Source organism: Pseudomonas sp. RP-B7, assembly GCF_059803535.1.
Genome location: NZ_JAPFHC010000003.1, coordinates 67,942 through 80,834, shown reverse-complemented (window position 1 = coordinate 80,834; position 12,893 = coordinate 67,942). Strand labels below are relative to the sequence as shown.

11 protein-coding genes are annotated in these 12,893 nt (G+C 63.6%); 8 read left to right on the top strand and 3 right to left on the bottom strand.

Annotated elements, in window-relative coordinates; genetic code table 11:
- Positions 1-139 precede the first annotated feature (139 nt).
- Positions 140-1,066, top strand: coding sequence for a universal stress protein (locus tag OPU96_RS04575; protein WP_498558716.1), 927 nt, complete (start codon positions 140-142; stop codon positions 1,064-1,066).
- A gap of 15 nt (positions 1,067-1,081) precedes the next feature.
- Here the strand turns inward: OPU96_RS04575 and OPU96_RS04570 are convergent, their stop codons facing one another.
- Entirely contained in the window at positions 1,082-1,633 is a 552-nt protein-coding gene (locus tag OPU96_RS04570; RefSeq protein WP_192299964.1) for a cytochrome b, read from the bottom strand.
- Positions 1,634-1,867: 234 nt separating this feature from the next.
- On the opposite strand from OPU96_RS04570, the gene OPU96_RS04565 reads away from it, so the two are divergent.
- The 3 genes from OPU96_RS04565 to OPU96_RS04555 all read left to right on the top strand — a co-directional run bounded on the left by OPU96_RS04565 (position 1,868) and on the right by OPU96_RS04555 (position 4,288).
- Positions 1,868-2,530 carry a response regulator gene (locus tag OPU96_RS04565; RefSeq protein ID WP_192299963.1) on the top strand — a complete coding sequence of 221 codons (663 nt, stop codon included), beginning with the start codon at positions 1,868-1,870 and terminating at the stop codon, positions 2,528-2,530.
- Positions 2,527-3,897, top strand: a complete 1,371-nt coding sequence (locus OPU96_RS04560) for an ATP-binding protein (RefSeq protein ID WP_226456900.1) — start codon at positions 2,527-2,529, stop codon at positions 3,895-3,897. Before OPU96_RS04565 ends, OPU96_RS04560 begins: the two co-directional genes overlap by 4 nt.
- Before the next feature lie 112 nt (positions 3,898-4,009).
- On the top strand, positions 4,010-4,288 hold the full coding sequence (locus OPU96_RS04555) for a hypothetical protein (RefSeq protein WP_226456902.1): 279 nt from the start codon (positions 4,010-4,012) through the stop codon (positions 4,286-4,288).
- A gap of 191 nt (positions 4,289-4,479) precedes the next feature.
- Here the strand turns inward: OPU96_RS04555 and treS are convergent, their stop codons facing one another.
- Positions 4,480-6,543, bottom strand: a complete 2,064-nt coding sequence (treS, locus tag OPU96_RS04550; RefSeq protein WP_226456904.1) for a maltose alpha-D-glucosyltransferase — start codon at positions 6,541-6,543, stop codon at positions 4,480-4,482.
- A 209-nt stretch (positions 6,544-6,752) separates the two neighbouring features.
- On the bottom strand, positions 6,753-7,520 hold the full coding sequence (locus OPU96_RS04545; RefSeq protein ID WP_498558715.1) for a PAS domain-containing protein: 768 nt from the start codon (positions 7,518-7,520) through the stop codon (positions 6,753-6,755).
- 189 nt (positions 7,521-7,709) lie between these two features.
- On the opposite strand from OPU96_RS04545, the gene OPU96_RS04540 reads away from it, so the two are divergent.
- Genes OPU96_RS04540 through OPU96_RS04525 form a run of 4 tightly spaced genes read left to right on the top strand, consistent with a single transcriptional unit; the run spans position 7,710 to position 12,891 of the window.
- Complete coding sequence (locus OPU96_RS04540) at positions 7,710-9,335, top strand: APC family permease (RefSeq protein ID WP_498558714.1); 1,626 nt, start codon at positions 7,710-7,712, stop codon at positions 9,333-9,335.
- A 12-nt stretch (positions 9,336-9,347) separates the two neighbouring features.
- The gene (locus OPU96_RS04535; RefSeq protein ID WP_226456906.1) at positions 9,348-10,274 is read left to right on the top strand and encodes a 4-hydroxyproline epimerase; all 927 of its coding nucleotides are present in this window, start codon (positions 9,348-9,350) and stop codon (positions 10,272-10,274) included.
- Between the two features lie 37 nt (positions 10,275-10,311).
- Complete coding sequence (locus OPU96_RS04530) at positions 10,312-11,259, top strand: dihydrodipicolinate synthase family protein (RefSeq protein WP_305390893.1); 948 nt, start codon at positions 10,312-10,314, stop codon at positions 11,257-11,259.
- 60 nt (positions 11,260-11,319) lie between these two features.
- Positions 11,320-12,891 (top strand): aldehyde dehydrogenase (NADP(+)), encoded by a 1,572-nt coding sequence (locus tag OPU96_RS04525; protein WP_498558713.1) that lies wholly within the window; start codon positions 11,320-11,322, stop codon positions 12,889-12,891.
- The last annotated feature ends 2 nt before the right edge of the window (positions 12,892-12,893 follow it).

Below are 12,893 nucleotides of genomic sequence, written 5' to 3'. Positions count from 1 at the left end.
CGTGACGTACCGCCGGGTGGACCACCTGTCAGGCCACCGGATGCGGGTATGCGTTGTTTGACAAAGATCAAGCACCCGGATCGCGCCAGGCGCAGCCTGTTGGCATCGACTCGACATACCTTGCCAAGGGAGCTTCGCCATGTCCGGACAACCGCGTTTCATGCTGATCATCTCACCGCTGATGGAACACAGCCCCGCCTTGGATCGGGCCGCGGCACTCGCCAAGGCGTCGGATGCGGCCCTGCATATTGTGGCTTTCGACTACCTTGACGGGCTGGCGACAGCCGGTATGGTCAACGAGCAGGCACTGGAACAGATGCGCATCGGCTACGTCGAACGTCATCGCCAATGGTTGGAAGACCAGGCGCGGCCACTGCGCAACATCGGTATCCCCGTCACCACCGAGGTGGTCTGGGTGGAACGAGCGCTGCAGGAAATTCTCACTCATCTGAGGGAGCAGCCCATGGCGGTGCTGATCAAGGCCTTGGTCCCGGAGTCGTTCATGTCGCGCCTGATGTTCACGCCGCTGGACATCCACTTGTTACGCGAATGCCCGGTGCCGCTGCATTTTGTCAGCCACGCCAAGCATGCCCTGCCGCGCAAGATCCTCGCCGCTGTGGACCCGTTTCACCGCGACGGCCAATACGCCGACCTCAACGACAGAATCCTGCACGAAGCGGTGAAACTGGCCAGCGCCTGCAATGCTGAGCTGGATGTGGTCTACGCCCATGACCTGTCATCGAGCAGCGCCAATGAACTCGGCATCGATAAGGCCATGGCGTTTTTCTCCTCAGGTGCCGCCAAGTCACTGTTGGATGCCCAGGCCGATGCTTTGCGCACGCTGGCCGAACGCAACGGGATTCCAGAAGAACGCCGGCACCTGGTCATGGGCAACCCGGCCAAGGTGCTCTGCAACTACGCCGCCAGCTACGACATCGACATGGTGGTCATGGGTCGGGTCGGCCACCGGGGTATCAGCCAGTTGATCGGCAGCACGGTGGAACGTGTGTTGTACAAAATGCCGTGCAGCGTATGGGTAGTTTCACCGCAACCCCTGTCGGACTGAACATCCAGGCCCCTACTAAGAGCGCTCACGCCCACCCAGCATGCGGTCCAGGGTGTTGTCCCGCACCCAATAGTGATGCAGCAACCCTGCCGCCGCATGCAGACCGATCAGCCAATAGCCCGCACTGCCAAGCCATTCGTGCCACCCCTTGAGCTGCTTGGCCAGGTCGGGGTCGACCGCCACCAGCGCCGGCAGATGAAAGCCGAAGTACGGAAAGGCTTTGTCGCCGGCGGCGAGCATCAGCCAGGCCAGCACCGGGGTGACGATCATCAACACATACAGGGCCAGGTGCATCAGGTGCGCGAGTGCGGTCTGCCACGCCGGCGGTGTCGGCGTGATCGGCGGGCGCGGCGACAGGCGTGCGAGCAGGCGAACCCACACCAGGACGAAGATGCTCGCGCCAAACACCCCGTGCAATCCCATGAACAGGCTTCGCGCCTCGCTGCCTCGGGGCAGCAAGCCCTTGATTTCAACGCAGGCATAGACACCGACAAACAACACCAGCATCAGCCAGTGCAAAGTGATCGACAGTTTTCCATAACGGGTGACAGCGGTGTCGCGGGTCATAATAGCCTCGTGATGATCGTAAGCGACGGCCGATTCGTTCGGCAGTCTCGAGTCGGTTGCCACCCTGCTCTGATAGTCTTAAGACAATCTGAAGATCGACGGTTACGTCGGTTTTTTTACCTTCAGCCTTGGTTAAGAAATGGCCCGGATACTCCACGCGCCGCCTCCCTTGGGAGCGGCGTTGCGCCCATGGCCGGTGGGCGTGAACAACAATCCCGACTCAAAGGAGTCCGTGTGCGTCTCTTACTGATCGAGGATGATGTGGCCCTCGGCGAGGGCGTTCAGCAGGCGCTGGGGCGCGAAGGCTATACCGTCGACTGGCTCAAGGATGGCGCCAGCGCGCTGCACGCCTTGCTCAGTGAAACCTTTGACCTGGCGGTACTCGATCTCGGCCTGCCGCGCATGGACGGTCTCGACGTATTACGCCGCCTGCGTGACAGCGGTTCAAACCTGCCGGTGCTGATTCTCACCGCCCGTGATGCCACCGAAGACCGCATCGCAGGGCTGGACGCCGGCGCCGACGACTACCTGATCAAGCCCTTCGACCTCGCCGAACTCAAGGCCCGCCTGCGCGCCTTGCTGCGACGCAGTGCAGGGCGCGCGCAGATGCTGATCGAACACGCCGGTATCAGCCTCAACCCCGGCACCCAGCAGGTCAGCTACCTCGGCCAGCCGGTGGTGCTCACGCCCAAGGAGTATCAACTGCTGCACGAGCTGCTGTCGCCACCGGGCCGGGTCATGACCCGCGATCAACTGACACAGCTGCTCTACGGCTGGAACGAGGAAGCCGAAAGCAACACCCTGGAGGTGCACATCTACCACCTGCGCAAGAAATTTTGCGCCGACCTGATCCGTACCATTCGCGGCGTAGGCTACCTGGTGGAGGAGCGCCCATGAGCTCGATCCGCCGCCGTAGCCTGACCCTGGTCATCGGCCTGATGCTTGCCGGCCTGGCAGTGCTCAGCCTTTTCAGCCTGCACGACAGCAACCACGAGATCGCCGAGGTCTACGACGCGCAATTGGCGCAGAACGCGCGCCTGCTGCAAGGCGTCATGCGCATGCCGTTGGCCGGGCAGGAACGCGCCAACCTGTATCAAGCCTTCAACTCGGCGCTGGCTGAAGCCGTGCCTCGGGGTGATGGCCATCGCTACGAAAGAAAGATCGCCTTTGAGGTGTGGAGCCCCCAAGGCGAAGTCCTGGTGCGCACCGCCAGCGCACCTTCCTTCTCCACGCCACCCGCCCAGCCCGGCTTCAGTGATGCGCTAGACCTGAACAAGCACCACTGGCGGTCCTTCCTCCTGGAGGATAAACAGAACGGTTTGCGCATCTGGGCCGGCGAACGCTATGACGTGCGTGCGGAACTGGTCAGTCGCATCGTCCGCCATACGTTGTGGCTGAACCTGATCGGCAGCCTGGTGCTTGCCACAATGATCTGGTTCGCCATCGGCTGGGGCCTCAAACCCCTGGCCAACATGGCCGCGACCCTGCGCGCGCGGCACAGTGGCGCCCTTGAACCGCTGCAACTGACGCCGCTGCCCAGCGAGCTGGAGCCGATGCAGACCGCACTCAACCGCATGCTCGCGCAGATCCAGGAGGTGCTGGGGCGTGAACGGCGCTTCATTGCCGATGCCGCCCACGAAATGCGCACGCCCCTGGCGGTACTGCGGGTTCACGCGCAAAACCTGCTGGAGGCCGGCACCGAACAGGAGCGCCACGAGTCACTCGAATTTCTGATCGCCGGCGTCGATCGTACCAGCCGCCTGGTCAGTCAATTGCTGACCATGGCCCGACTCGAACCCCAGGCCACCGCGCCCGCCTACAAACCCATCGACCTCGGCGAAACCGTCCGCAACAGCCTGGTGCAGCTCACGCCATGGCTACTGAGCAGACACCTGGAACTGGCTTTTGACGTCAGCGACCACCCCTTCAACACCCTCTCCGATCCCATTGCCATCGACATCGCCCTGAATAACCTGATTAGCAACGCTGCCAACTTCTCCCCGGAACATGGCGTGATCACCGTGCAACTGACCCAGGCTGACGGGTTTTACCACTTGAGCGTCGACGATCAAGGTCCAGGTATCCATGAGGCGGACCGGGCGCGGTTGTTCGAACGCTTCTACAACCGGGGCAACCCTAAGGGCGCGGGGTTGGGGCTGACCATCGTCAACACCATCGCAACCCGATTGGGTGGGCGAATCGAGCTGGCTAACCGAGCAGAAGGCGGCCTGCGGGCGACATTGTCGATTCCGATCAACGCGTAAGCCGCCCCTACGTCGCTCAGGGAACAATACGCCAGCGCCGCTGGGGTGAACTTGGCATAAGAAAGCCTTAACATGCGGCGTTCGGCTACACACCCCAAGGAAGAAATCACTGATGAGCACGACCGTTTACTGGCTACGTCTATTGGCCTCCATCCCGGTTTATGGCTTATCCATCTTGGTGTGGGTCCAAACCCCCAGGTCTATCCTGGATGCCATCCGGCTATGGCGCCGGGGCTACCTGAGTTCGTACGAGATCGGCCTGACGATTGGCTATGTGGCCGGTAGCCTGTTGACTGCGGTGGTTGCCTACGGCATCTGGCGATTGGCGCGCTACTTGCGCACTGCCTACTTCAGGAAACAACCCAAACCCGCCCCAACCCCCTGGCCCTAAACCTCGTAGTGCGCGGGCTTGCCCGCGCCGGGGGGCGAAGAGGTGTGAGTGTGGGCGACCTGTTGTAGTGAGCGGGCTTGCCCCCCGCTGGGTGGCGCAGCCGCCCCAAATCCAGGCACCTCGGTCTTTCTGATGCACCGCGGCGTACCGTTTGGGGCGGCTTCGCCGCCCAGCGCGGGCAAGCCCGCTCACTACATGGGGGTAGTGCTGACGATTCGTAAGGCCAAGCCTTCGTATGCATCCAGGGTAATGGTGAATTCACCCTCCTGCGTCAGATCCCCCTCGACCCGTTCATTGATAATGTCCACCACCGGCCCTGGCGCAATGCCGGGCAGGCGCAGGGTTTCGGTAAGCGGTGTGGCGCCGAAGTTGAGCGCGGTGATCTGGGTGCCTTTGCCCGCCGGCAGTTCGTGGACCATGATCAGCAACCCCGGGTGCTGCACATCCGGCACCAGGATCTGGCGGCTCGCGGCAATGTCGTAAGCGCGGCGCACCGCGAGGATTTTTTGCAACTGCGAGGCAAACGATTCAGGGTCCTGCAATTGGCTGTTCAGGCTGCCGTACAAGCTGTGCGCACGGGGCATGTGCCCGGCCGACTGCTCGGCGGCGGGGTTCAAGTCCACCAGGTCGTAGGCGCCACGGTGAATCCAGCGCGTATCACCATCGCCCATCAAATGCGCCACCTCATCCGCCGGCAACGGCAACGCCCCCACCAGATCCCAGCCGGACAAGGCAAACACCCCCGGCTGCATGGCGTTGTACATCACCAGCAGCAGATGGATCTGACGGATTTGCTCCACATCCTGCGGCGTGATCGCCGCCAAGTCGCGAATCCCCAGCGCCGCCGTGATGATGCTGGCCGTGGTGCAGGCCACGCCATTGGTGACGAACTTGAGATTGTACGGCGCCTGTTCACCCGTCAGGCGTTCATACATCTGCTCGCGGATGTGTTCGCGCAGGCTGTTGCCGGGAAAGGTCTGGCCCTGGTAAACGAAGCTGTCGTGGGCATGCAACGTCCAGAAGTGCACCAGTTCCAAGGTCAGTTCATCGTGGTTTTGCAGCGCATGGATCAACGAACCGGGGTCGATGCCCAGGCTGTGCATCTGGCGCAGCATCAGGCGCAGGAACTCGGTGTCCCCCATCAGCAAGGCGTGCTGGTAGGCAGGCCGGGTAATGAAATCGTAGGACAGGTCCGCACCGCCATGGGACATCGCTGCAATGTCGTCCACGGTCAGGTTCAGCTCCTGGAAACTGAAACCACCGGCCTTGCGGATCGCGCCGCCGAGCAATTGGTTGCCGGTGATCGACAGCGGATGGCTTTCCGACCAGGCCGTGCCGTCGGCCTTGCGCTCCACGCCAAGAAAACCATTGGCGTCGAGGCGCAGGATCTTCGCGCCCATTACGTCGATGGCATGCAAGGCGTCGCCGATGATCATCTGCTGCGCGGCGAAACTGGGGTCCAGCCAGTTCAACGACGGTTGGCCTGCCTTGAAGTAATGCAGGTACACCCAGCGACGCGGTTTGCCGTCCACGCCGATGACCACGGGCGTGGCGCTCCAGTCGGTTTCCTTGACCCCAGGCTCGAAGAAAATCACCCGCTGCAACTGGCCGACGATGTAGTGCTTGTCGCGGAGTGCATCCACCTGCAGCGGGCTGAGGTTGTGCGCATCCTGGCCGTCGACGACCTCGGGCAGCAGTGGCCAGTCTTCTTCGCGGATCTCCACCATGTGGTACAGCCCGGGATAGTCCTCGTAGGCCATCTCGGCCAGGCGGAAGTCGGCTCCTTTGCCGGTGTGGGACGGGATCACGTCGTCGATGATCACCGCATTGTGCGCAGCCGCCATGCGCGTCAGCGCCTGCAACTGCGCCTCGCTGCCCAGTTGCGGGTCGATCTGGAAACTGATGCGATCGAAATTGCCGTCGATGGTCGGCGTGTGCCGTGTGCCGCTCAAGCCGCCGGACATCTTCAGCGGGCCGTTATGGATGCCCTGGATGCCGATCTTCGACAGCGCCTGCCACAGGCTTTCATCGCCCAGCGCCTCGAGCACCGTGCCGCCCTCGCGCGTCACGATCGACGCCGGGTACGCGGTGAACCACACCGACGACAACGCTGATGCATCCCGTGGCCGGGTTTGTGCGTAGGGCTGTTGCCACAGGCGCCCGTGCCCGGAATAGAGCCGCGCACGCTGGCGTGCCGCGTGCAGCATCGACTGTTCAACCAGCCAGTTCACATGATCGTTGTCCGGCGCCGTCATAAGCTCAGTCCCTGTCGTGGTGAAATGTTGCTTGTAGACATATGAGGGGGCTGCGCGCCAATCGTTGCATTGCGATGCGCAGTTCGAAATCGGGCGGGTGTTGTTGCGATGCGCAATCACGCGCGGCGATCAGCCTGTAGCCAATACACACGGTCAACAACACCAATACGCATAGTCAACACACTGTAGTGAGCGGGCAAGCCCGCTCACTACAAGCCGTCGCGGTACTGCCGTGGGGTGAATCCGGTGGATGCCTTGAACTGGCGGGTGAACGCGCTGTGGTCGGTGTAGCCGCACTGCAAGGCCACTTCGGTAATCGGCAGGTCGGTGTGCAACAAGCGGTGGGCGTGTTCCAGGCGCACTTTCTGGATCATCTGGCGGGGCGTGAGGTGGAACACGCGCTTGCAGTAGCGCTCCAGTTGCGCCACGGAAATCCCGGCGATCTGAGTCAGCTCACCCAGGGTTACGCGGCGGTTGAAGTGCGTGCGGATGTATTCGTCCACCGCAGCCAGGCGCTGATACGCCGGGTGGGTTTCACTCGCCGATTGCAGGTCCACCGAGATACCGCCAAGGCCGATGATCGCGCCCTCGTGGTTGTACAGCGGCCATTTGTGGGTCAGGCACCAACCCGGTTCGCGAGTGCCGTACAGGTGCAGTTCCAACTGGTCTTCGAGGACAAATCCCTGCTCCAGCACGCGCCGGTCCTGTTCGGTGTAGACCGGCCCCAGTTGTGCGGGAAACACTTCGGCGCTGGTCTTGCCGAGCAGCGGTTGCAACTGCTTGAGGCCGCAACGTTGCACCAATGTACGGTTGGCGAGCACGTAGCGGGCCCTGGTGTCCTTGATGAAAATCGCCGCATTGGGGATCACATCCAGCATCGGCAACAGTTGCACCATGCCGGCCAATAACTGCTCGATGGTGTGGGGACGATTCACCTCACTGCCTTGGCAAAGGGTCGCAAACGCGGTCGGCATCATCTGTGTTTATCCCCTCGTTGAACCCCTCGACGCGTAGCAGATTGCACCATGCCTGGAGCGCTGTCGAGGGACGCCAACTGTGCCGATTTCGTCATTCATGCACGCAAAAAACATCAATCGCGCCGCCCCTCGTGAGTTCACGCTATGGCCACTGCATGCCTATCCAATAACTCACAAGAAGGCGACGCTATGTCAGGTCAAGGCAAGTTCAAGAAGCAACTTTCACTGATGGATCTCACCTTTATCGGCTTGGGGGCCATCTTCGGCTCCGGCTGGTTGTTTGCGGCCAGCCACGTGTCGGCCATCGCCGGTCCTGCCGGAATCATCTCCTGGCTGATCGGCGGTTTCGCGGTGCTGCTGTTGGGCATTGTGTACTGCGAACTCGGCGCCGCCCTGCCCCGCGCCGGTGGCGTGGTGCGTTACCCGGTGTATTCCCACGGCCCGTTGCTGGGCTACCTGATGGGCTTTATCACGCTGATCGCGTTTTCCAGCCTGGTGGCGATTGAAGTGGTCGCCTCGCGTCAATATGCGGCGGCGTGGTTTCCCGAGCTGACCAAAGCCGGTTCCAGCGACCCGACCACCCTCGGCTGGTTGGTGCAATTTGCCCTGCTGTGCGTGTTTTTCATCCTCAATTACCGCAGCGTGAAGACCTTCGCCATCGCCAACAACCTGGTCAGCGTATTCAAGTTCATCGTGCCGCTGTTGGTGATTGGCGTGCTGTTCACCTTCTTCAAGCCGGCGAATTTCCAGACGCATGGCTTCGCGCCGTTTGGCCTGTCGGGTATCGAGATGGCCGTGTCGGCCGGTGGGGTGATTTTCGCTTACCTGGGGCTGACGCCGATCATCTCGGTGGCCAGCGAAGTGAAGAACCCGCAACGCACGATTCCCATCGCGTTGATTCTCTCGGTGCTGCTGTCGACGGCGATCTACGTGCTGCTGCAAACCGCGTTCCTCGGCGGCGTGCCTACCGAGATGCTCGCCGATGGCTGGGCCGGGATCAGCAAGCAATTGGCCCTGCCGTACCGCGACATCGCCCTGGCCCTGGGTGTCGGTTGGCTGGCGTACCTGGTGGTGGCCGACGCGGTGATCTCCCCCAGCGGCTGCGGCAATATCTACATGAACGCCACGCCGCGGGTGGTCTACGGCTGGGCGCAGACCGGCACGTTTTTCAAGATCTTCACGCGTATCGATGAAAAGTCCGGCATCCCGCGCCCGGCGCTGTGGCTGACGTTCGGCTTGTCGGTGTTCTGGACCCTGCCGTTCCCCTCCTGGGAAGCGTTGATCAATGTGGTCTCCGCCGCGCTGATCCTCAGCTACGCCGTCGCCCCGGTGACCGTCGCCGCGCTGCGCCGCAATGCCCCCGATATGGCGCGTCCGTTCCGGGTCAAGGGCATGGCAGTGCTGGGCCCGCTGTCGTTCATCATCGCTGCGTTGATTGTGTACTGGTCCGGCTGGAGCACGGTGTCCTGGCTGCTGGGCCTGCAAATCCTGATGTTCGTGGTGTACCTGCTGTGCGCCCGCTGGGTGCCGACCGCGCACCTCAATCTCAAGCAGCAAGTGCGTTCTTCCGCGTGGCTGATCGGCTTTTACGCGGCCATGATCCTGCTCTCCAAACTCGGCAGTTTTGGCGGCATCGGCGCCATCGGTCACCCCCTCGACACCGTTGTGGTCGCCGTCTGCGCCCTGGGCATTTACTACTGGGGCGCGGCGACCGGCGTACCGGCGCATCTGGTGTACCTGGAGTCCGACGACGCTGAAAGCGAAACCGTCGGCGACGCTCACTACGCCACCCCGCTGGCCCCGGCCACTCACTGAATGGAGGCTTTTATGAAGCGCTTGCACGTCATCGACTCCCACACCGGCGGCGAACCCACGCGCCTGATCATGGACGGCTTCCCGGCCCTGAGCGGCAGCACCATCGCCGCGCAGTTGGACAACCTGCGCAGCGAGCACGATCAATGGCGTCGCGCCTGCCTGCTGGAACCGCGCGGCAATGATGTGCTGGTCGGCGCGCTGTATTGCGCGCCGGTCACACCCGGCGCGACCTGTGGTGTGATCTTCTTCAACAACGCCGGTTATCTGGGCATGTGCGGCCACGGCACCATCGGGCTGGTGGCGTCGTTGCATCACCTGGGGCGCATCGCCCCCGGCGTGCACACCATCGACACGCCGGTCGGCCCGGTCGCCGCCACGTTGCACGCGGACGGCGCCGTCACCCTGCGCAACGTACCGGCGTATCGGCATCGTCAGCAGGTGGCGGTCGATGTGCCGGGCCATGGCCGGGTCCTGGGCGACGTCGCCTGGGGCGGCAACTGGTTCTTCCTGGTCTCGGAACACGGCCAACGCTTGCAGATGGACAACGTCGACGCCCTCACCGACTACACCTGGGCGATGCTCAAGGCCCTCGAAGCCCAGGGCATCCACGGCGCCGACGGGGCGCTGATCGACCATATCGAACTGTTCGCCGATGACGCCACGGCCGACAGCCGCAATTTCGTGATGTGCCCCGGCAAGGCTTACGACCGCTCGCCCTGCGGCACCGGCACCAGCGCCAAGCTGGCATGCCTGGCCGCCGATGGAAAACTCGCACCCGGTGAAACCTGGCTGCAAGCGAGCATCACCGGCAGCCAATTCGAAGGCCGCTACGAATGGGACGGCGAACGCGTGCGCCCATTCATCACCGGCCGCGCCTACATGACCGCCGACAGCACCTTGCTGATCGACGCACAGGACCCTTTCGCCTGGGGCATCTGAGGCCCCATCCACTTGAACGTTCCAAGGAGTTAGAACAATGAGCGACAACATCTTCACCGGCTGCATTCCCGCGCTGATGACCCCGTGCACCGCTGCGCGCAAGCCGGACTTCGACGCGCTGGTCGCCAAGGGCCGTGAGCTGATCGACGCTGGCATGAGCGCGGTGGTGTATTGCGGCTCGATGGGCGATTGGCCGCTGCTGACCGAGGCCGAGCGCCAGGAAGGCGTGGCGCGCCTGGTGGCCGCGGGCGTACCGACCATCGTCGGCACAGGTGCGGTGAACAGCCGTGAGGCAGTGGCCCATGCGGCCCACGCGGCCAAGGTGGGCGCCCACGGCTTGATGGTGATCCCGCGTGTGTTGTCCCGCGGCGCGTCCGCCACGGCGCAGAAAGCGCACTTCTCGGCGATCCTCAAGGCCGCGCCCAACCTGCCGGCAGTGATCTACAACAGCCCGTACTACGGTTTTGCGACCCGCGCCGAGCTGTTCTTCGAACTGCGTCGTGAACACCCGAACCTGATCGGCTTCAAGGAGTTCGGCGGTGGCGCGGACCTGCGCTACGCGGCGGAACACATCACCTCCCAGGATGACAGCGTGACCTTGATGGTCGGCGTCGACACCCAGGTGGTGCATGGTTTCGTCAACTGCAACGCCACCGGCGCCATCACCGGCATTGGCAACGCCCTGCCCCGCGAAGTCCTGCAACTGGTGGCCCTGAGCAAACAGGCGGCCAAGGGCGATGCCAAGGCCCGGCGCCTGGCCCGCGAGCTGGAGGCCGCACTGGCGGTGTTGTCATCCTTCGATGAAGGTTGCGACCTGGTGCTGTACTACAAGCACCTGATGGTGCTCAACGGTGACCAGGGCTACGCGCTGCACTTCAACGAGACGGATGTGTTGAGCGACGCCCAGCGCCGTTATGCCGAGAACCAGTACGCACTGTTCCGCCAGTGGTACGCCAACTGGTCGGCTGAGCAGAACTTCAACTGAAGCCTTGTGCGCCGCTGTGCTTTGCGCAGCGGCCAACCCTCTTTTTTTCAGGACGACCCCATGACTCTGACGGGCACGATGCTGATAGGTCAGCACTCCCTTTGCGGCAATCGCGATGCGATCCGGGCGATCAACCCCGCCACCGACACCCCCTTGGAGCCGGCCTATGCCGGTGGCAATGCTGAACAGGTGGCCCAGGCCTGCGCGTTGGCGTGGGCCGCCTTTGATGGTTATCGCGAAACTTCACTGGAGGCGCGCGCCCGTTTTCTGGAAGCCATCGCCGCGCAAATCGAAGCGCTGGGCGATGCCTTGATCGAGCGCGCCATGGCCGAAACCGGCCTGCCGCAAGCGCGTATCAGCGGCGAACGCGGGCGCACTTGCGCGCAGCTGCGTACCTTCGCCCGCACCGTGCGTGCCGGGGAATGGCTGGATGTGCGGGTCGATAGCGCCCAGCCGCAACGCCAACCCCTGCCGCGCCCGGACCTGCGCCAGCGGCATATCGCGCTGGGCCCGGTGGCGGTGTTTGGCGCGAGCAATTTCCCCTTGGCCTTTTCGGTGGCGGGCGGCGATACCGCCTCGGCATTGGCCGCCGGTTGCCCGGTGATCGTCAAGGCCCACGGCGCCCACCCCGGCACCAGTGAGCTGGTGGGGCGTGCCGTGGCCCAGGCGGTCAAGGACTGCGGTTTGCCTGAGGGCGTCTTTTCGCTGCTGTACGGGGCCGGGCGCGAAGTGGGGATTGCGCTGGTCACCGACCCACGTATCAAGGCGGTGGGTTTTACCGGCTCGCGCAGCGGCGGCGTGGCGCTGACCCAGGCGGCCCAGGCGCGGCCCGAGCCGATTCCGGTGTATGCCGAGATGAGTTCGATCAACCCGGTGTACCTGTTTGCTGCGGCGCTTGAGGCACGGGCAGAGAACTTGGCCAAAGGGTTTGTGGCGTCGCTGACCCAGGGCGCCGGGCAGTTTTGTACCAATCCCGGCCTGGTGGTGGCCGTCCAGGGCCCGGCGCTCGAGCGCTTCGTCAGCACCGCGCGGGCCTTGCTCCCGCAATGCCCGGCGCAGACCATGCTCACGCCCGGTATTTTCCAGGCTTACGAGGCAGGTGTCGGCGCCCTGGCTGAACACGCCGAGGTGGTTGCCAGAGGTCTGGGGGCGACTGGGCCGAACCAAGGCCAGGCGCACCTGTTTGTGACCCAGGCGAGCGAGTTTTTGAGCAATGCGCAGTTGCAGGCCGAAGTGTTCGGTGCGGCGTCGCTGGTGGTGGTGTGTGCCGACGATGAGCAGGTGCGCCAGGTCAGCGAACACCTGGAAGGCCAGCTCACCGCGACCTTGCACCTGGATGAGGCCGACCTGGCACGTGCCAAGGCCCTGCTGCCGGTACTTGAACGCAAGGCCGGGCGCCTGCTGGTCAATGGCTGGCCGACCGGCGTGGAGGTGTGCGACGCCATGGTCCACGGCGGGCCCTTCCCGGCCACGTCGGATTCGCGCAGCACGTCGGTGGGCACCGCGGCGATCCAGCGGTTCCTGCGCCCGGTGTGCTACCAGGATTTTCCCGACGAGTTGCTGCCCTGCGCGCTCCAGGCAGGCAACCCGCTGCTGTTGCGCCGCCTGCTCGACGGTTCGAGGGAGGTCTAGGC

Excerpts from the sequence above, each read along its gene's own strand:
- OPU96_RS04575 (WP_498558716.1), top strand. The coding sequence starts at position 140 with ATGTCCGGACAACCGCGTTTCATGCTGATCATCTCACCGCTGATGGAA.
- treS (WP_226456904.1), bottom strand. The coding sequence starts at position 6,543 with ATGACGGCGCCGGACAACGATCATGTGAACTGGCTGGTTGAACAGTCG.
- OPU96_RS04525 (WP_498558713.1), top strand. The coding sequence starts at position 11,320 with ATGACTCTGACGGGCACGATGCTGATAGGTCAGCACTCCCTTTGCGGC.
- OPU96_RS04570 (WP_192299964.1), bottom strand. The coding sequence starts at position 1,633 with ATGACCCGCGACACCGCTGTCACCCGTTATGGAAAACTGTCGATCACT.
- OPU96_RS04560 (WP_226456900.1), top strand. The coding sequence starts at position 2,527 with ATGAGCTCGATCCGCCGCCGTAGCCTGACCCTGGTCATCGGCCTGATG.
- OPU96_RS04530 (WP_305390893.1), top strand. The coding sequence starts at position 10,312 with ATGAGCGACAACATCTTCACCGGCTGCATTCCCGCGCTGATGACCCCG.
- OPU96_RS04545 (WP_498558715.1), bottom strand. The coding sequence starts at position 7,520 with ATGATGCCGACCGCGTTTGCGACCCTTTGCCAAGGCAGTGAGGTGAAT.
- OPU96_RS04540 (WP_498558714.1), top strand. The coding sequence starts at position 7,710 with ATGTCAGGTCAAGGCAAGTTCAAGAAGCAACTTTCACTGATGGATCTC.
- OPU96_RS04555 (WP_226456902.1), top strand. The coding sequence starts at position 4,010 with ATGAGCACGACCGTTTACTGGCTACGTCTATTGGCCTCCATCCCGGTT.
- OPU96_RS04535 (WP_226456906.1), top strand. The coding sequence starts at position 9,348 with ATGAAGCGCTTGCACGTCATCGACTCCCACACCGGCGGCGAACCCACG.